Here is a 13,436-nt window from a genome sequence, read left to right as displayed (position 1 = left end):
GTTGAGCCTCCGAAAAAACACACCGCTCAAGGTCCGCTATCTTGAAAAAATGGGTTTTTCAGGGGGAACTACAATACATTGGAGAAGCTGATGAAAATAAGAGTACTTAGTTTTTTAATAGCAGTATTCATGGTCGTTTCGATTGGTTGTGCAAAGACAACGAAATCAAAAAAATTAAGAAAAGTTTCGCTTGGCATGAATAAAGAGCAAGTTGTCTCTGATTTAGGGGAACCTGCAGCTGTTCGTGGAGCAGTGAAAAACAAGTATGGGCAAGTTATTGAAGTTTGGGAATACAAAATCCGCATGCCATCTACCGATTCGACAGGAGAGAAGATTGGAAAAGGAGTCCTTACCTACATCACTATTGGAATGGCAGCTAGTATGTACAAAAACCCTCTAAAAGATTATTGGTTTTATTTTCTAAGCGATAATCTTGTCCAGTGGGGCGAAGCTGGAGATTGGTCGAAAGAACAGAAACAGATTTATGAGATTAAGTACAATCAGGGACCAAATCTATAGTGCTTTTTCACACACTCAACTTTTCATCTTCTGCCTTTTGCAAAAAGACTTCCTGTAATTCTGGGGCAATGGGGACACTTCAGCATAATATGAGAAGTTTAAATCGTCACGACGTCGTGACTTTTCTACAAATTCAGCAGCACGTCTCATCTTATCACTTTACCAAAACCCTCCAAAATGAACGTTGAAAAACGTAATGATTTCAAGTAGCAATTTTCTGGATATTGAACTTACCAAAACATTAGTTTTGATAAAAATAGCAACGAATGTTGGCTAATGCCGATAAGGTATGTAGAGTATAGATAAAGGTATAGATAATTTGTTGAGCTATTGGTATCACCGATTCGATGTGGCTGAACAAGGGGGTGAGTATGGTTAATGTATGCGACGTGGCAGCTTATATCCTTCAAAAAAAAGGACAAATGACTGCTATGAAGCTTCAGAAGTTAGTTTATTACTGTCAAGCATGGTCCCTGGTTTGGGATGATGCACCTCTTTTTAAAGAGCAAATTGAAGCTTGGGCAAATGGCCCTGTGGTGCGCGAATTATACGAGTATCATCGAGGCATGTTTCTTGTGGATAAGGTACATGGTGACCCCAAAAAAATAGGAGTGGTACAAAAAAAGACAATAGATTCCGTTTTGAAATATTATGGAGATAAGACCTCGCAATGGTTAAGTGATTTAACGCATAGCGAGTCGCCATGGAGAGATGCTCGCGAAGGATTACTTCCTGAATCAAGAGGTAGTAAGGTAATAACCCACGCTGAAATGAGCGAATACTATTCTTCTATTACTTGAGATTTCTAATGGTTAAAGGACGTCGAAAAATACCTAAATGGTTGGAGGAGAACCAACCACACCCAACTAAAGTGCCTTCACATCAAGTGGACCCGGAATCATATATGAGAAGCAATCCGGCATGGCGTATTTCAATGCTCGAAGTTCAGGATCCTTATGGGTGGCATTGTGTTGATGAAAATGTGTTGCATGATATTCGAAAAAAACTGAGAGACTTTGAAAGTATGACGTGGAATGAAATTCTTGTACGAGATAAAAGAAGAAATCACAGCATTCCAAGAAATCAACTTAGCGCTGAGGCTCAGAAACGTCTGAAGGATTTAAATCAAGATGACATTGACGAATTAGTATCTTTGCGTTTGACAGGGGAAAATCGAGTTTGGGGAATTTGGGATAAGGGCATTCTAAAACTCTTATGGTGGGACCCGAACCATCAAGTGTGCCCTTCGCTATTGAAGCATACATAGTCAGTTGATTTCATAAGCTAGCCTGTAAGCGGTACCATTAGAGATGCCTAATTGTTTGGCTGCCGCATGCACCGATTCTCCTTCAGAAATTAGTCTTTTAAATTCTCCCTTATTAATATTTTTGCCTGGCCTTCCCAATTTCTTTCCCCTCTTCTTAGCTGCTTGAAGCCCGCTTTTCACCCGCTCCACAATCAATGAACGCTCAAGTTCCGCAATGGCTCCAACAATTGTAAACATTGCCTTTCCCATAGGTGAGCTTGTGTCGAGATTTTCAGAGTAGGAAATGAAGTCGATGCCTAGGTTTTTGAACTCTTCTAAGGCTGTGATCAGGTGTTTTGTTGAGCGTGCGAAACGATCAAACTTCCAGACAAGCACAGCATCGAATTTACGCTTCTTTGCATCATCCATCAACCGATTGAGAGCAGGGCGAGAGTTCTTTGTGCCGGAAATGCCTTCATCAACGTACTCCTCAAAAACATCGAATTTCCTTGCGGCACAATACTCGCGCAAAGCCTGAAGCTGCATCTCAGGAGACTGTTGTCCGTTGTTTGTTGAAACTCTTGCGTAGATTGCTGTTTTCATAGTGACGTCTCCAAAAAAGTTTTTGACATGTAACATATATGTTACTAATCAACATTGATGATGCTTGTCAAGACGGAGAAGAATAATGCTACGATACAAGTTCAATTTCTTTATTGAGGCACTTCAGAAATCAGGAAAAACGATTGCTCAGGTCAGTATAGAAACTGGTATTGATAGAATGACCCTTTACCGTCTCCGTAAATCGCTTGATCCATCGGGCTATAATGCGACCTTGTCATTGGTGGAAAAATTTTGTGATGCCTATCAAGTGCAACCAGAACAATTAATTGAATACGAACTCCCAGCAGATCGTGGGCCTATATTGTTTGAGCCATATGAAAACAGAAAAGAAATCAAAGAAGCTCACTATCATGAATGGCTTGTTGATCTTGATGAAATAAGTGCACTTTGCTCTCAACTAGAACAGTTTGCTCAAGCAAGGAAGTATAAACGGATACTCGAGCAACACCACCTCGACAAACTCCTTAAAAAAATTAGGAATGAAAATTACCTTTTCACTACAGATGAAATCTATGCCATTGAGTCCTTAGCTAGCAAAGCCAAGTTTGACCCTTTTCCTAGAGGAGACTCACATAAAAAAACAGGCCGTCCTCACCAAGATTCTGAAATGCATATAGCGTGGGAATTATCTTGTATTTATAAACATAAAATTGGAACTCAAAAAGGAAAAACCAACTGGAAAAAAGTTATAGCAATGCTCGATCTTTTTTCGAAGAAATATCCATTTCTTAAAGCTCTAACTACTAATCCAGAAGTGCTTCGTAAAAATATCAAAACCTTTAAAAAAAGGTATGAATACACAGAAGAATCATCTCGCCTCAAGCAAAGTCAAAAAAAAGCTCTGGAAAGAATAACGGCTCTTACAGAAGTCTTATAATTCCAGAAATCACAGAAAAAACTAAAAACTTTAACGCTTTTGCACCATCACCATTGTTGGTTTACGTTCAGCTCATAACATAGGGGTAAAAAATGAAATTAAATGAACGTTCATACCAAATCGCTTTAGCTCGCAAAGGGTTTTCCAGCATTGCTGTCTCAATTGAAATTGGAATCCACCACACAACTCTCAGTCGTTGGGTTCGTGGTTGGCATGAGGTGCCTAAAAATTTTCGTTCACGTCTTGCAGAGGTGTTGGAGGTGAACGAATCTGACCTGTTTACAGAGACTAAGGTGAAAAACCGATGAAGAAAACACAACTCTTTCACATTTTTATTTATGAAGATTTTTCAGCAGAGGTTTGCAGCACAGCATCGACTGATGAAAAGCATCGTTCCGCGAAATCAGTATTGATTTTGATTGAGGGAATTTTACATGCAATACGAATCTTTCTTCAAACAGAACGTTAAAAAATTCAAGATTACTACTGGCAGCCAAGCCATTGGCTGCTGTCCTTTGCACGAGGATAGGAATCCCAGTTTTTCATGTAATTGCAATGATGGCACTTGGTTTTGTCACGGATGTGGTGAAAAAGGAAATGTTTATCAATTTGCAGAAAAACTTGGAGTGGAAGCTCCCGAAAATGAAAATAAATGGTGTGAAAAAATGAACGAAGTTGAGCGCTATACATACGAAGATGAGAAAGGTGATCCATTATTTCAAGTGAGACGATATGAACCTAAAACCTTCAGGCAGTTTCACTGGGATGGAAGTGCTTGGAAATCTGGGCTAAACGGCATTAGACGCGTCTTATATAAGCTTCCACAAATTATCAACGAGCCAATCATATACGTTGTTGAAGGTGAAAAGGATGCGGAGACTCTCTGGAGATGGAACATTCCCGCCACTACATGCTCAAGTGGAGCAGGAAAGTGGAGAGATGAATATTCCCAAAATTTAAGAGGTAAGAAAATAGTCATTATTCCTGACCAAGATCAAGCAGGAAAAAAACATGCTGAACAAGTTGCTCAATCTCTTTGGGAAAAAGTTGAATCAATAAAAATTGTTACGTTAAACAAAGGAAAAGATATCAGTGATTGGAAAGCTCAAGGTGGAACTTTGGAAGAATTCCGATCACTCATTGTGAACACACCTATCTTTACATTATCGCCGCTTTCTAATCTGCAGAAGAAGAACTGTTTCAATTTAACAACATTAAAAAATCTTCTTAATGAGCCAGAGGTCTTGCAAGACTGGATTGTAGAAGGATTATTATCAATTGGCGGTGTTTCACTTTTAGTCGCAAAGCCAAAGACAGGAAAGTCAACAATAGCACGACAGATCGCTTTAGCAGTTGCTAAGGGAGACAATGTTTTTGGCAGAAAATCAAAGTCAGGTCTTGTTGTTTATCTTGCCCTTGAAGAAAGAAGAACTGATGTGAAAAATCATTTCAGAGACATGGGTGTAGATGGAAATGAGAATATAAAAGTACATGCAGCACCCACGCCTGAAGATGCAATAAACCAATTGAAAAAGATGGTAGAAGAAGAGTCTCCCTCATTTATCATTATCGATACTATGTCACGACTGATTCGTATGAAAGATGTCAGTGATTACTCTCAAGCAACCTCAGGGCTTGATCCCATTCTGGCTATAGCTCGTGGATTCAACAGCCATGTTATGCTTCTTCATCACTCCAAAAAAGGTGACGATAAAAGCATTGATTCCATTTTAGGATCAACCGGCATTGCCGGAAGTGTTGATACAATTATTCTCATGAACAGAAGTGATAAATACAGAACTATCAAAACGATTCAACGAGTTGGTGAGGATCTTCCTGAATCGGTAATTGAATTTGATCCGGAAACAAGACTTTCTAAAATTTCTGGTTCTAAAGAAGAAGCAGAAATAAAGAGATTTTCAGAAACGATTACTCAATTTTTAGAAGATCAAAACATGCCGGTTAAGCAGCAAGAAATTATTGAAGCAGTAGAAGGAAGATCGCAGTTTGTTCGTAAAACTTTGAAGCACATGATTGAAGATGGAAAAGTAGTTAAAGAAGGCAGGGGAACAAGTGGAAGTCCCTATGTCTATTCACTCTCGTCCGCTCGTCCCACCTATAGTGGGGACAACGGGACGAGAGATGGTTTTGGCTCTCTAACTTATCAAGATAAAAAGGAAATGTCTCGTCCCAACATTGATCAACATAGTGCGCTTGTTCAGGAATCGTTAAGTTTATTTGAAGGTAGAATTGAAAAGAAAGTTGAGGAGTTGCCATGAGTAAGCGATTCAGCAATAACCAACACTCATCAGCAAAGCTCTTTGACAATCAGGGTCTTTTAACAACGGAGCAGTTGTCGGAAGCTTTGCAGATTCCTGTAAAAACTATTCGTGACTGGACGTTTAAAAGACAAATACCATTCAAAAAAGTCGGAAGAGCAGTTAGGTTTTTACCTTCGGAAATTGAGCATTGGATCAACCAAAGGAAATGATCCATGCATATTCAAACGCTCAAACAAAAAAATGGGACGGTTTATCGAGTACATGTAAAAAGCAATGGCGTTACGAAGTCAAAGATGTTCAAGCGAAAACATGATGCTATGAAATGGGGTGAGAAAACAGAAGCTTTTCTTACTAGCGGTGCTCGTGTTGATCTTACCTTCAGAGAACTTGCGGAGGAATGGATTGAAAATCACTGTAAGGTTCATAATGTTGCGAAAACCTACGAAGACAACATTTCAAAACTCGATCAGATTTATCCATTCCTTGGGGATGTGCTCATTCAAGACATCAGTTTTGTTACGGTTGAGCTTCTCACCAGCAAACTTTTCAAGGCAAAAAAACGCAAAGCCATAACTGTGAATCGTTTTTTAAGTATTGTCAGATGTGTGCTTAATTACGGTGTGAAAAAAGGTGATCTTCATGTCTGCCCCATTAAGCGGCATCATTTTTTGCCCGAAGAAGAAGTTGAAATGCGATATTGGTCTCAGGCTGAAGCAGAGACCTTTCTAGAATACACTGAAAAGAAATATGCTCAAACAAGGCCAGGGATTCATTTGCTCTATGTTATAGCTCTCAATACGGGCATGCGCTGGGGCGAGATCGTTGGATTGCATTGGGACTGTGTTTTTTTTGGAAGGCAGCCTTATATTACGGTGAAGAGAGTGTATTGCACAAAGACTCGTAAAATGCGGGAGCATACCAAGAGCAGACGTATTCGCTACATCGGGATGAATCATGTTCTCTTGCAAGCTCTTCAAAAGGCATATCGAGAACGTGGTGATTCAAGAATTGTAGTAAAAAATACAGCCGGAAACATATGGGACAACCGCGGTTTCTATCAGCGCATTTACAAAAAGGATATTGCTGAAGCGGGACTGAGTGATATCAGATTTCATGATTTACGGCACACCTACGCAGCAAACTTCATGATGAACGGAGGCAGTGTTTTTGATCTCCAAAAAATTCTTGGTCATCAAGACATCCAAACAACGATGAATTATTCTCACTTCAGCAAGGAATACATCATCGACAAATCGGATGTTGTTGTCTTCGGAGATCGAAATAAAGTTATCGAAGTAGACTTCAAAAAGCAGGTATCCTGAAATCTCGGTTGCAGAAAAGTTGCACAAAATGAAAAGGAGCTACGCCAAAGTGACGTAACTCCTTGAAATCATTGCGCGCCCGGCAGGGATCGAACCTGCGGCCTTCTGATCCGTAGTCAGATGCTCTAATCCGCTGAGCTACGGGCGCGAATCAAGGTAGAGAGCTGATTTGCTGTCTGCCTTGAAAAAAATAACTTAAATTTTGTTTTGCAACATGAATGCAATAACGAGTGCGTAAATAACGAGTGACTCGATAAGAGCAAGCGCAATAATCATTGGAGTTTGGATTTTTGAAGCAGCTTCAGGATTTCTTGCAATGCCTTCAAGTGCTGTAGCAGCTGCTTTTCCTTGTCCAAGTGCACCACCAAATGCTGCGATCGCAATTGCGAGACCTGCAGAAATAGCGAGGGCTGAAGAATCTCCGCCCATGTTTGTTGCTTCTTCAGCAGCTTTTTCAGCAGCGTGTGCCAAAGTGCTTCCGAAAGTTGCCATTGTTGCCAAAACCATCATAGCGATTCTTTTCATCCTACTCCTCCTGATTAAATACAGTTAATAGTTAATAGTTTTTAGTTTCTAGTTAAATACAGTTCAGAGTTTGTTTTACAATTGATTCTAACTACAAACTATAAACTGAGAACTAAAAACTGCCCTTAATGCGCTTCTTCCTCGCTTGCAAGCGAGATATAAATAACTGACAACAAGCTGAAAACAAAGGCTTGGATAAACGAAACAAAAATGGCCAGCGCCATAAAAATAACAGGAACAACAAGTGGAACTAAATCTGAAAAGATTCCAAGCACCAAATGGTCACCGGTAATATTTCCAAACAAACGCACGCAAAGCGAAATGGGCCTTACCACGTGGCTGATGACTTCCACAATCAACATCAAAGGTGCCAGCCAAGCAACCGGCCCCAACAAGTGCTGAAAATAATGTTTTGCGCCTTGTTCTTTAATGCCCACATAGTTGTAATATAAAAAGACAACGAGTGAACAGGCCAAGTTGGTGTTCACATTTTCAGTTGGAGGTGTGAGCCCTGGAATAACTCCCATCAAGTTACTGACAAAAAGATATAAGAAGAGGGCAGCGATGAGCGGGAAATAGCGATCAGCTCTGTTTCCCATGATGCCGTGCATAAGGCCAAGCAATTGCTCAACTGCAAATTCGAAGATATTTGCGAACGAAAGTTTTTTCTCGGGAACGATAGACTTTTCAGTATTTTTTAATTTTTTGTGCGCGATAAGAGAAAAGGTGAGCAACAAAAGGCAAACAAACGCCGTTGTAAGCACGTGATGATAGTGGTGAATCCATTCGGATGAAGCTCCAAAATATTTTGGCAACACAGCAATTAAATCGTACACAACTACTCCTTCTTATTTTTTTCCAAGGGGAAAAAGACCACTTTTTATGGCCCCCAAAAAAATGGAGGTGACTATACAGGACAAGCCAAGCAAAAAAGCAAGAGGTTCTCGCGAAAAAATGCGCACTCCCCACCAAAGGCCAAAACCGAGAAGGACAATCTTTGATAAAACTATGAAAAATATAAAGAATTTCGAGTGAGTTTTATTGCCAAGAAAGATGTCGGTAAGGTAAATCCAGAGCCGAAAACCCACTAAAGCTAAAAATGAGCCGCCCAATGCAGCAAGGGCAAAGCTTCTGCTAAAAGATAAAATACTCACCGTCACCAGTAAGCCCGCCAAAAAGAAAGCATTTCGTTCGATTGATTTGATGTTCATAATGATTTTGTTGTCGGTAGTGTTCCCCCCCCTCTTAAATTAAGAGGGGCTGGGGGAGTTATTGATTTTCTTTGAGCATAAAACCAATAACCCCACCTAACCTCCCCTTAATTTAAGGGGAGGAATAAAACTAATTCCTATTTATCTCTCCGCTTTTCATTCCACTTCAGCAGCCGGATGAGATTGTAAAATCCTGCACCTGCACCCAAGAGTAAACCCAGCAGCAAAAACCACGGCTCGGTCTCTAACCATGAATCGATCCAGTTGCCAAGCAAAAGTCCACCCACCACACTGATGGCCAGCTGAAACCCGATGGCACCGTAAATGCCAAGGGCCACATAAATAGAGTCTTTGTCATTTTTGTTTTCAGGCATGCGTTTCGCACCACTTTTTTATTACGCTGATCGTTTGTTCAATATCTTCGTCACTGTGAGCGATGCTCATAAAAGCAGATTCAAAAGCTGATGGCGCAATGTAAATGCCGTGCTCAAGTAAAAAATGAAAAAACGATTTGAAACGCGCTTGGTCGCAAGCCGCGGCATCAGTGAAGTTGCGCACTTCATCCGCAGAAAAAAACACCGACCACATCGAACCCACGCGATGCATTTGATGTGCGATGTTTGCGGAAGTGAGCACAGCGCTGATGTTTTCGGTGAGCGTTTGTGTTTTGCTGATCAGCTGTTCAAAAAATTTGGGAGCACTTATTTTTTTGAGCGTTTCAATGCCAGCCGCCATTGCCAAAGGATTTCCCGAGAGCGTTCCAGCTTGATACACCGGACCAAGTGGCGCAATGTGCCGCATGATTTCGCGTTTGCCGCCATAGGCACCAACGGGAAGTCCGCCGCCAATCACCTTTCCCAGGCAGGTGATGTCAGGCGTGATGTTGTATAAACTTTGAGCTCCACCAAGGGCAACGCGAAATCCGGTCATCACTTCATCAAAAATAAGCAGCGTTCCATATTGCGTGCAAAGTTTTCGTAGGCCTTCCAAAAAATCTAAAACGGGCGGAACACAACCCATGTTACCAGCCACAGGTTCAATAATGATAGCGGCAACTTCGCTTCCGTGCTGCATCATCACTTCGGCGAAGGCGTTTAAGTTGTTGTAGGGAAGCACAATGGTGTCGGTAGCAAGTGTAGCAGGCACGCCCGCAGATGTAGGCTCGCCGTGGCTTGCAGCGCCGGAACCAGCTTTTACCAAGAGGCTATCGGCGTGGCCGTGATAGCAGCCTTCGCACTTGATGATTTTGTTTCGCTTGGTGTAGCCGCGCGCTAAGCGAATAGCGCTCATGCAGGCTTCGGTGCCGGAATTCACAAAGCGAAGCATTTCGATGGAGGGAAGAAGTTTGCAGATTATTTGCGCGAGTTCAGTTTCTTGCAAGGTGGGAGCGCCAAAGCTGGTGCCGTTTTCCAAGGCGTTGATGATGGCCGCTTGCACATCGCTATCGGCGTGCCCCAAAATGGCGGGGCCCCACGAGCCAACGTAGTCTATATAGTGGTTGCCATCGGCATCCCATAAGTGCGCGCCCTTTGCCTTCACAATAAACGGCGGAACACCACCCACAGCGCCAAACGCGCGAACCGGCGAATTGACTCCACCCGGAAAAAAATGTTGAGCCGCTTCAAAGTGTTGTTTCGAATGCAGAAAATTCATGCGGCAGTGGCTAGCAAGTTGAAGAAATGAAGTCGAGCAGAATGTGGTGGTGGGGCGCCGCCTATTTTTTCACCAAAAGCCCTTGTGCGTATTCGTGTAGTTTAAGTGAGGCATTATCTGCCATAGTAAGAACGGTTATTCATCTCCTGCCATCTTCTCATTTCATCACTTTGTCGTTGGAGTTCACGTTGAAACCGGGCATTATCAGCTCGTCGCTGAGCTTCAGCTTGCTGTCTTCTGTTTTCATCAGCTCTTTGTTGAGCAGCTCTTTGCTGCCTCGCCATTTCATCACGTTGAGCTTGTGCATTTTGATCTCGCCGTATTTGATCGGCCATCATTTGTCGTCGCGTTTCATCACGTAGCATTTGGGCACGTTGTTCTTGTTGTCTTTGATTTGCCCAGATCTGCTGTCTCGCCATTTCATCACGTTGAGCTTGTGCATTTTGATCTCGCCATATTTGATCAGCTCTTTGCTGCTGATATAGGTCACGCTGCCTTCTGGTGTTTTCATCAATTATCCACTGCTGATAGTTTATTTGTCCAAATTCAATTCGCATTTCTGGTTGAGCGCTTTTTTGTGGCCATTGCAGCTGAGGATATTCTTGTGAGGAATAATTTCTAGGGTTTTGAAAGAGATCATTTTCATCAACGAAATAAACTGTAGAAGGAAAATTCTCTTTCCTTTCCTTAAGTTCAGGAAAAAGGAGTTCTGCTCTAAGGGCTGAAGGTGGGAAATGATCTCCATAGATTGTCTTATTGGCTTGTACGATCTCTGTAGATATATACTCTTTGAATTTAAGAAAACTTTTATTGTTTATCCATGCCAGTCTTAGTAAATTTTCTGCTCTATTTTCAATGGGAAGAGTAAATCCATTTTGAGTCCAAAAAATATCTTCCACTATTCTTTTCTGATCTTGATAGGGCAATCGCTTTAAAGAAGAGGGAAGTGGGGTTGGTTTTTGGTAAAAAGTTTTTGCTTTTATCCAGCCACAACTGAAGTAATCTACATCAAAAAGACAGGAATCCGTGTGAGACTGTTCTTTTAAGTCTAGACTCGTTTGCTCACCATTTAGGTATGAGTTAAGTAGCTTTTTCGCGAGGGAGAATGGAAACTTTTGGAGAAATGGAATGCTTCTAAGTTTTTGTGCAGCAAAAATGAGAAGTCTCTCTTTGAATCCTAAGAGGTATCCTAATTTATAATTAGTTATATGTTCGTAAACATAACGTTCTGGAGGAGGTGCAGTTTTTTCTATGGGTGAACCACTTACATTGTTGCTTCTAAGTGTGTCAGATGCACTTGGTGTCGATTCTATGCAGAATGATTTTCCAAGAGTGATTTTATTGAAGCTCTTTTTAGTTTCAGCCCAACCGCAACTATAACTATCTTTGTTTTCACGACAATTTTTTTGATGATGATTGACATGGGAACAAAGAGATTCCTTTTCCTTATCAAGGACGGATAAAAGAAGATTGGGATTACAAATTCCTGAAAAAGCAGAAGCTATGTTTTCAAAAAATGCTTTTGCCTCTAAATATTTTTGAAGTTTTCGTGTACCATCTATTCTTCCAGACAAATAAGTATTTTCCATTTCAAGCGCTCCAAGGTAGTTGAATATAATTGCTTAATTAGGATATCGTTCAAATTTTTAAAAAGTTGCTTATTAACTTGAGGGAATCTCTACATAAAAGACTCAACAATTAAAAACTAAAAATAAGCAGTTTTTGAAGAATTTGCTTCAACCCAACCGACAAAAAGTCATAATTTTTTATCAGTTTACTTCTCGCTTTTCGTATGATTTTTAAGCACTTTTCACGGAAAGAATGGCTTTATGAAAAAAACACTTTTAGTTGTAGCGGCACTTGAGGACGAGCTTTCTGGGCTTCAGGCTTCGTGGAAGTGAGGCTACTTTTTCTCCAAAAGCTCTTATGCGTATTCGTTACCTCGCTGTTTCAGCATGCAGCTTGAGGCCCAATGCCTGTATAACTTTCAAAATCGTATCGAACGTCGGGTTGCGTTCGCCGGAGAGAGCCTTGTAAAGACTTTCTCGTGACAGTCCTGTATCGTGTGCAATCTGAGTCATTCCCTTTGCGCTGGCAATGTCACCTAGGGCTTTGGCCACGAGTGTTGCATCCACATCGCTCTCTTCAAGACAGGCTTCAAGATAGGCCGCCATTTCTTCGGGCGTACGAAGATGCTCTGCCACATCATAACGCGTTGTTTTTGTTTTTTTCTTTTTCATATTGCCTCCTACAAATTGAGCGCAAGACTTAGAGCGGTTTTAATATCTTTTGCTTGCGACCGTTTCGAACCGCCTGCCAACAAAATCACAATTTCATTGCCCCGTTTGGTAAAATAAATCCGGTATCCAGGGCCATAGTGAATTCGCATTTCTGATATTCCTTGAGCGACAGCTTTGACATCTCCAGGATTGCCTGCTGCCATACGCTCAATTCGTGTCAAAACCCGCGCGCGTGCTTGAATATCTTTCAAACCATCCAACCACAGTGCAAATGTTTCAGTCTTACGAATTTCAATCACACTTGAACTGTATCCAAAAGGATACATATTGTCAATGACAAAAAATGTCTAAAATTAAGTAAAGATGCGGGTTGAGGTGCAAAAAACGAGAGGCAATGGACTAGAACCGCATGCTACATGTCTCTTACTTTTTCACCAAAAGCTCTTGTGCGTATTCGTTCAGTGCAAGGCCGGGATGCTGGTGAGTCCATTCCATGGCTGACTTTACACGATTGGCTTCTTCTGTCTTTCCCTGCGCTTCAAGTGCATTCATAAGGAGGACGTAAGCGCTGTGGAGCGGAAGTTTTTCGTCATCATAAGGAAAGCGTTTGATAGTTTCTTTGGCTGAGGCTTCGGCTTTTTTCCAGTTGCGCTTGGCAGTATAGAATTTTGCTTTGAGAAAATGAGTTTGTGAAGATGTATTGTGATATTTTTCTAGTTGCTTGATGCAGAGCTTCGCCGTTTTGAAATCACCACTTTCTTCCAGCGCAATAACACCTATTCCGTAAAGAGCTGTTAGGTTTGTAGGTTGCTTTGCAATAGTAGTTAGTTCCCCCTGAAAAACTCATTTTTTCAAGATAGCGGACCTTGAGCGGTGTGTTTTTTCGGAGGCTCAACAAAAATCAACCTCAAAAAATGGAACAAAAACATGAGAGCTG

At 41.3% G+C, this 13,436-nt stretch carries 17 protein-coding genes and 1 tRNA gene; 8 read left to right on the top strand and 10 right to left on the bottom strand.

Annotated features, from left to right (window positions below):
* The first annotated feature begins 90 nt into the window (after positions 1-90).
* From COV43_08370 to COV43_08360, 3 genes are all read left to right on the top strand, one after another.
* Complete coding sequence (locus tag COV43_08370) at positions 91-519, top strand: hypothetical protein (GenBank protein ID PIR24844.1); 429 nt, start codon at positions 91-93, stop codon at positions 517-519.
* Between the two features lie 371 nt (positions 520-890).
* Entirely contained in the window at positions 891-1,319 is a 429-nt protein-coding gene (locus tag COV43_08365; GenBank protein ID PIR24843.1) for a hypothetical protein, read from the top strand.
* A gap of 104 nt (positions 1,320-1,423) precedes the next feature.
* Entirely contained in the window at positions 1,424-1,786 is a 363-nt protein-coding gene (locus COV43_08360) for a hypothetical protein (GenBank protein ID PIR24842.1), read from the top strand.
* Here the strand turns inward: COV43_08360 and COV43_08355 are convergent, their stop codons facing one another.
* Positions 1,787-2,404, bottom strand: a complete 618-nt coding sequence (locus COV43_08355) for a resolvase (protein ID PIR24841.1) — start codon at positions 2,402-2,404, stop codon at positions 1,787-1,789. It lies immediately after the preceding gene.
* A 49-nt stretch (positions 2,405-2,453) separates the two neighbouring features.
* On the opposite strand from COV43_08355, the gene COV43_08350 reads away from it, so the two are divergent.
* The 5 genes from COV43_08350 (at position 2,454) to COV43_08330 (ending at position 6,870) form a co-directional block, all read left to right on the top strand.
* Complete coding sequence (locus COV43_08350) at positions 2,454-3,266, top strand: hypothetical protein (protein PIR24840.1); 813 nt, start codon at positions 2,454-2,456, stop codon at positions 3,264-3,266.
* 92 nt (positions 3,267-3,358) lie between these two features.
* Positions 3,359-3,574 carry a hypothetical protein gene (locus COV43_08345; protein PIR24839.1) on the top strand — a complete coding sequence of 72 codons (216 nt, stop codon included), beginning with the start codon at positions 3,359-3,361 and terminating at the stop codon, positions 3,572-3,574.
* Between the two features lie 126 nt (positions 3,575-3,700).
* Positions 3,701-5,545 (top strand): hypothetical protein, encoded by a 1,845-nt coding sequence (locus COV43_08340; GenBank protein PIR24838.1) that lies wholly within the window; start codon positions 3,701-3,703, stop codon positions 5,543-5,545.
* Positions 5,542-5,757 (top strand): hypothetical protein, encoded by a 216-nt coding sequence (locus tag COV43_08335; GenBank protein PIR24837.1) that lies wholly within the window; start codon positions 5,542-5,544, stop codon positions 5,755-5,757. Before COV43_08340 ends, COV43_08335 begins: the two co-directional genes overlap by 4 nt.
* Before the next feature lie 3 nt (positions 5,758-5,760).
* Complete coding sequence (locus COV43_08330; GenBank protein ID PIR24836.1) at positions 5,761-6,870, top strand: hypothetical protein; 1,110 nt, start codon at positions 5,761-5,763, stop codon at positions 6,868-6,870.
* A gap of 71 nt (positions 6,871-6,941) precedes the next feature.
* Here COV43_08330 and COV43_08325 read toward each other — a convergent pair.
* From COV43_08325 to COV43_08285, 9 genes are all read right to left on the bottom strand, one after another.
* A tRNA-Arg gene (locus tag COV43_08325) sits at positions 6,942-7,018 on the bottom strand.
* 47 nt (positions 7,019-7,065) lie between these two features.
* Positions 7,066-7,386 (bottom strand): ATP synthase F0 subunit C, encoded by a 321-nt coding sequence (atpE, locus tag COV43_08320; protein ID PIR24846.1) that lies wholly within the window; start codon positions 7,384-7,386, stop codon positions 7,066-7,068.
* Between the two features lie 134 nt (positions 7,387-7,520).
* Positions 7,521-8,231, bottom strand: a complete 711-nt coding sequence (atpB, locus tag COV43_08315; GenBank protein ID PIR24835.1) for an ATP synthase F0 subunit A — start codon at positions 8,229-8,231, stop codon at positions 7,521-7,523.
* 12 nt (positions 8,232-8,243) lie between these two features.
* A complete protein-coding gene (locus COV43_08310) occupies positions 8,244-8,606 on the bottom strand; it encodes a hypothetical protein (protein PIR24834.1) in 363 nt (120 codons plus the stop codon).
* Positions 8,607-8,743: 137 nt separating this feature from the next.
* Positions 8,744-8,980: a hypothetical protein gene (locus COV43_08305; GenBank protein ID PIR24833.1), complete on the bottom strand. Its 237-nt coding sequence runs from the start codon at positions 8,978-8,980 to the stop codon at positions 8,744-8,746.
* Positions 8,973-10,259 carry a glutamate-1-semialdehyde-2,1-aminomutase gene (gene hemL / locus COV43_08300; protein ID PIR24832.1) on the bottom strand — a complete coding sequence of 429 codons (1,287 nt, stop codon included), beginning with the start codon at positions 10,257-10,259 and terminating at the stop codon, positions 8,973-8,975. Before hemL ends, COV43_08305 begins: the two co-directional genes overlap by 8 nt.
* Positions 10,260-10,372: 113 nt before the next feature.
* Positions 10,373-11,848, bottom strand: a complete 1,476-nt coding sequence (locus tag COV43_08295; GenBank protein ID PIR24831.1) for a hypothetical protein — start codon at positions 11,846-11,848, stop codon at positions 10,373-10,375.
* Positions 11,849-12,196: 348 nt separating this feature from the next.
* Complete coding sequence (locus tag COV43_08290) at positions 12,197-12,499, bottom strand: putative addiction module antidote protein (protein PIR24830.1); 303 nt, start codon at positions 12,497-12,499, stop codon at positions 12,197-12,199.
* 8 nt (positions 12,500-12,507) lie between these two features.
* Positions 12,508-12,798, bottom strand: a complete 291-nt coding sequence (locus COV43_08285) for an addiction module antitoxin RelB (GenBank protein PIR24845.1) — start codon at positions 12,796-12,798, stop codon at positions 12,508-12,510.
* Between the last annotated feature and the right edge of the window lie 638 nt (positions 12,799-13,436).

It is taken from the genome of Deltaproteobacteria bacterium CG11_big_fil_rev_8_21_14_0_20_42_23, assembly GCA_002796345.1.
Taxonomy (GTDB): Bacteria; UBA10199; UBA10199; order 2-02-FULL-44-16; family 2-02-FULL-44-16; genus 1-14-0-20-42-23.
The sequence above is the reverse complement of the archived record's forward strand: the minus strand, read 5'-3'. Positions and strand labels throughout refer to the sequence as shown.

Excerpts from the sequence above, each read along its gene's own strand:
- COV43_08360 (PIR24842.1), top strand. The coding sequence starts at position 1,424 with ATGAGAAGCAATCCGGCATGGCGTATTTCAATGCTCGAAGTTCAGGAT.
- COV43_08290 (PIR24830.1), bottom strand. The coding sequence starts at position 12,499 with ATGAAAAAGAAAAAAACAAAAACAACGCGTTATGATGTGGCAGAGCAT.
- COV43_08365 (PIR24843.1), top strand. The coding sequence starts at position 891 with ATGGTTAATGTATGCGACGTGGCAGCTTATATCCTTCAAAAAAAAGGA.
- COV43_08345 (PIR24839.1), top strand. The coding sequence starts at position 3,359 with ATGAAATTAAATGAACGTTCATACCAAATCGCTTTAGCTCGCAAAGGG.
- COV43_08305 (PIR24833.1), bottom strand. The coding sequence starts at position 8,980 with ATGCCTGAAAACAAAAATGACAAAGACTCTATTTATGTGGCCCTTGGC.
- COV43_08295 (PIR24831.1), bottom strand. The coding sequence starts at position 11,848 with ATGGAAAATACTTATTTGTCTGGAAGAATAGATGGTACACGAAAACTT.
- COV43_08330 (PIR24836.1), top strand. The coding sequence starts at position 5,761 with ATGCATATTCAAACGCTCAAACAAAAAAATGGGACGGTTTATCGAGTA.
- COV43_08370 (PIR24844.1), top strand. The coding sequence starts at position 91 with ATGAAAATAAGAGTACTTAGTTTTTTAATAGCAGTATTCATGGTCGTT.
- COV43_08355 (PIR24841.1), bottom strand. The coding sequence starts at position 2,404 with ATGTTACATGTCAAAAACTTTTTTGGAGACGTCACTATGAAAACAGCA.
- COV43_08340 (PIR24838.1), top strand. The coding sequence starts at position 3,701 with ATGCAATACGAATCTTTCTTCAAACAGAACGTTAAAAAATTCAAGATT.
- hemL (PIR24832.1), bottom strand. The coding sequence starts at position 10,259 with ATGAATTTTCTGCATTCGAAACAACACTTTGAAGCGGCTCAACATTTT.
- COV43_08335 (PIR24837.1), top strand. The coding sequence starts at position 5,542 with ATGAGTAAGCGATTCAGCAATAACCAACACTCATCAGCAAAGCTCTTT.
- COV43_08350 (PIR24840.1), top strand. The coding sequence starts at position 2,454 with ATGCTACGATACAAGTTCAATTTCTTTATTGAGGCACTTCAGAAATCA.
- COV43_08310 (PIR24834.1), bottom strand. The coding sequence starts at position 8,606 with ATGAACATCAAATCAATCGAACGAAATGCTTTCTTTTTGGCGGGCTTA.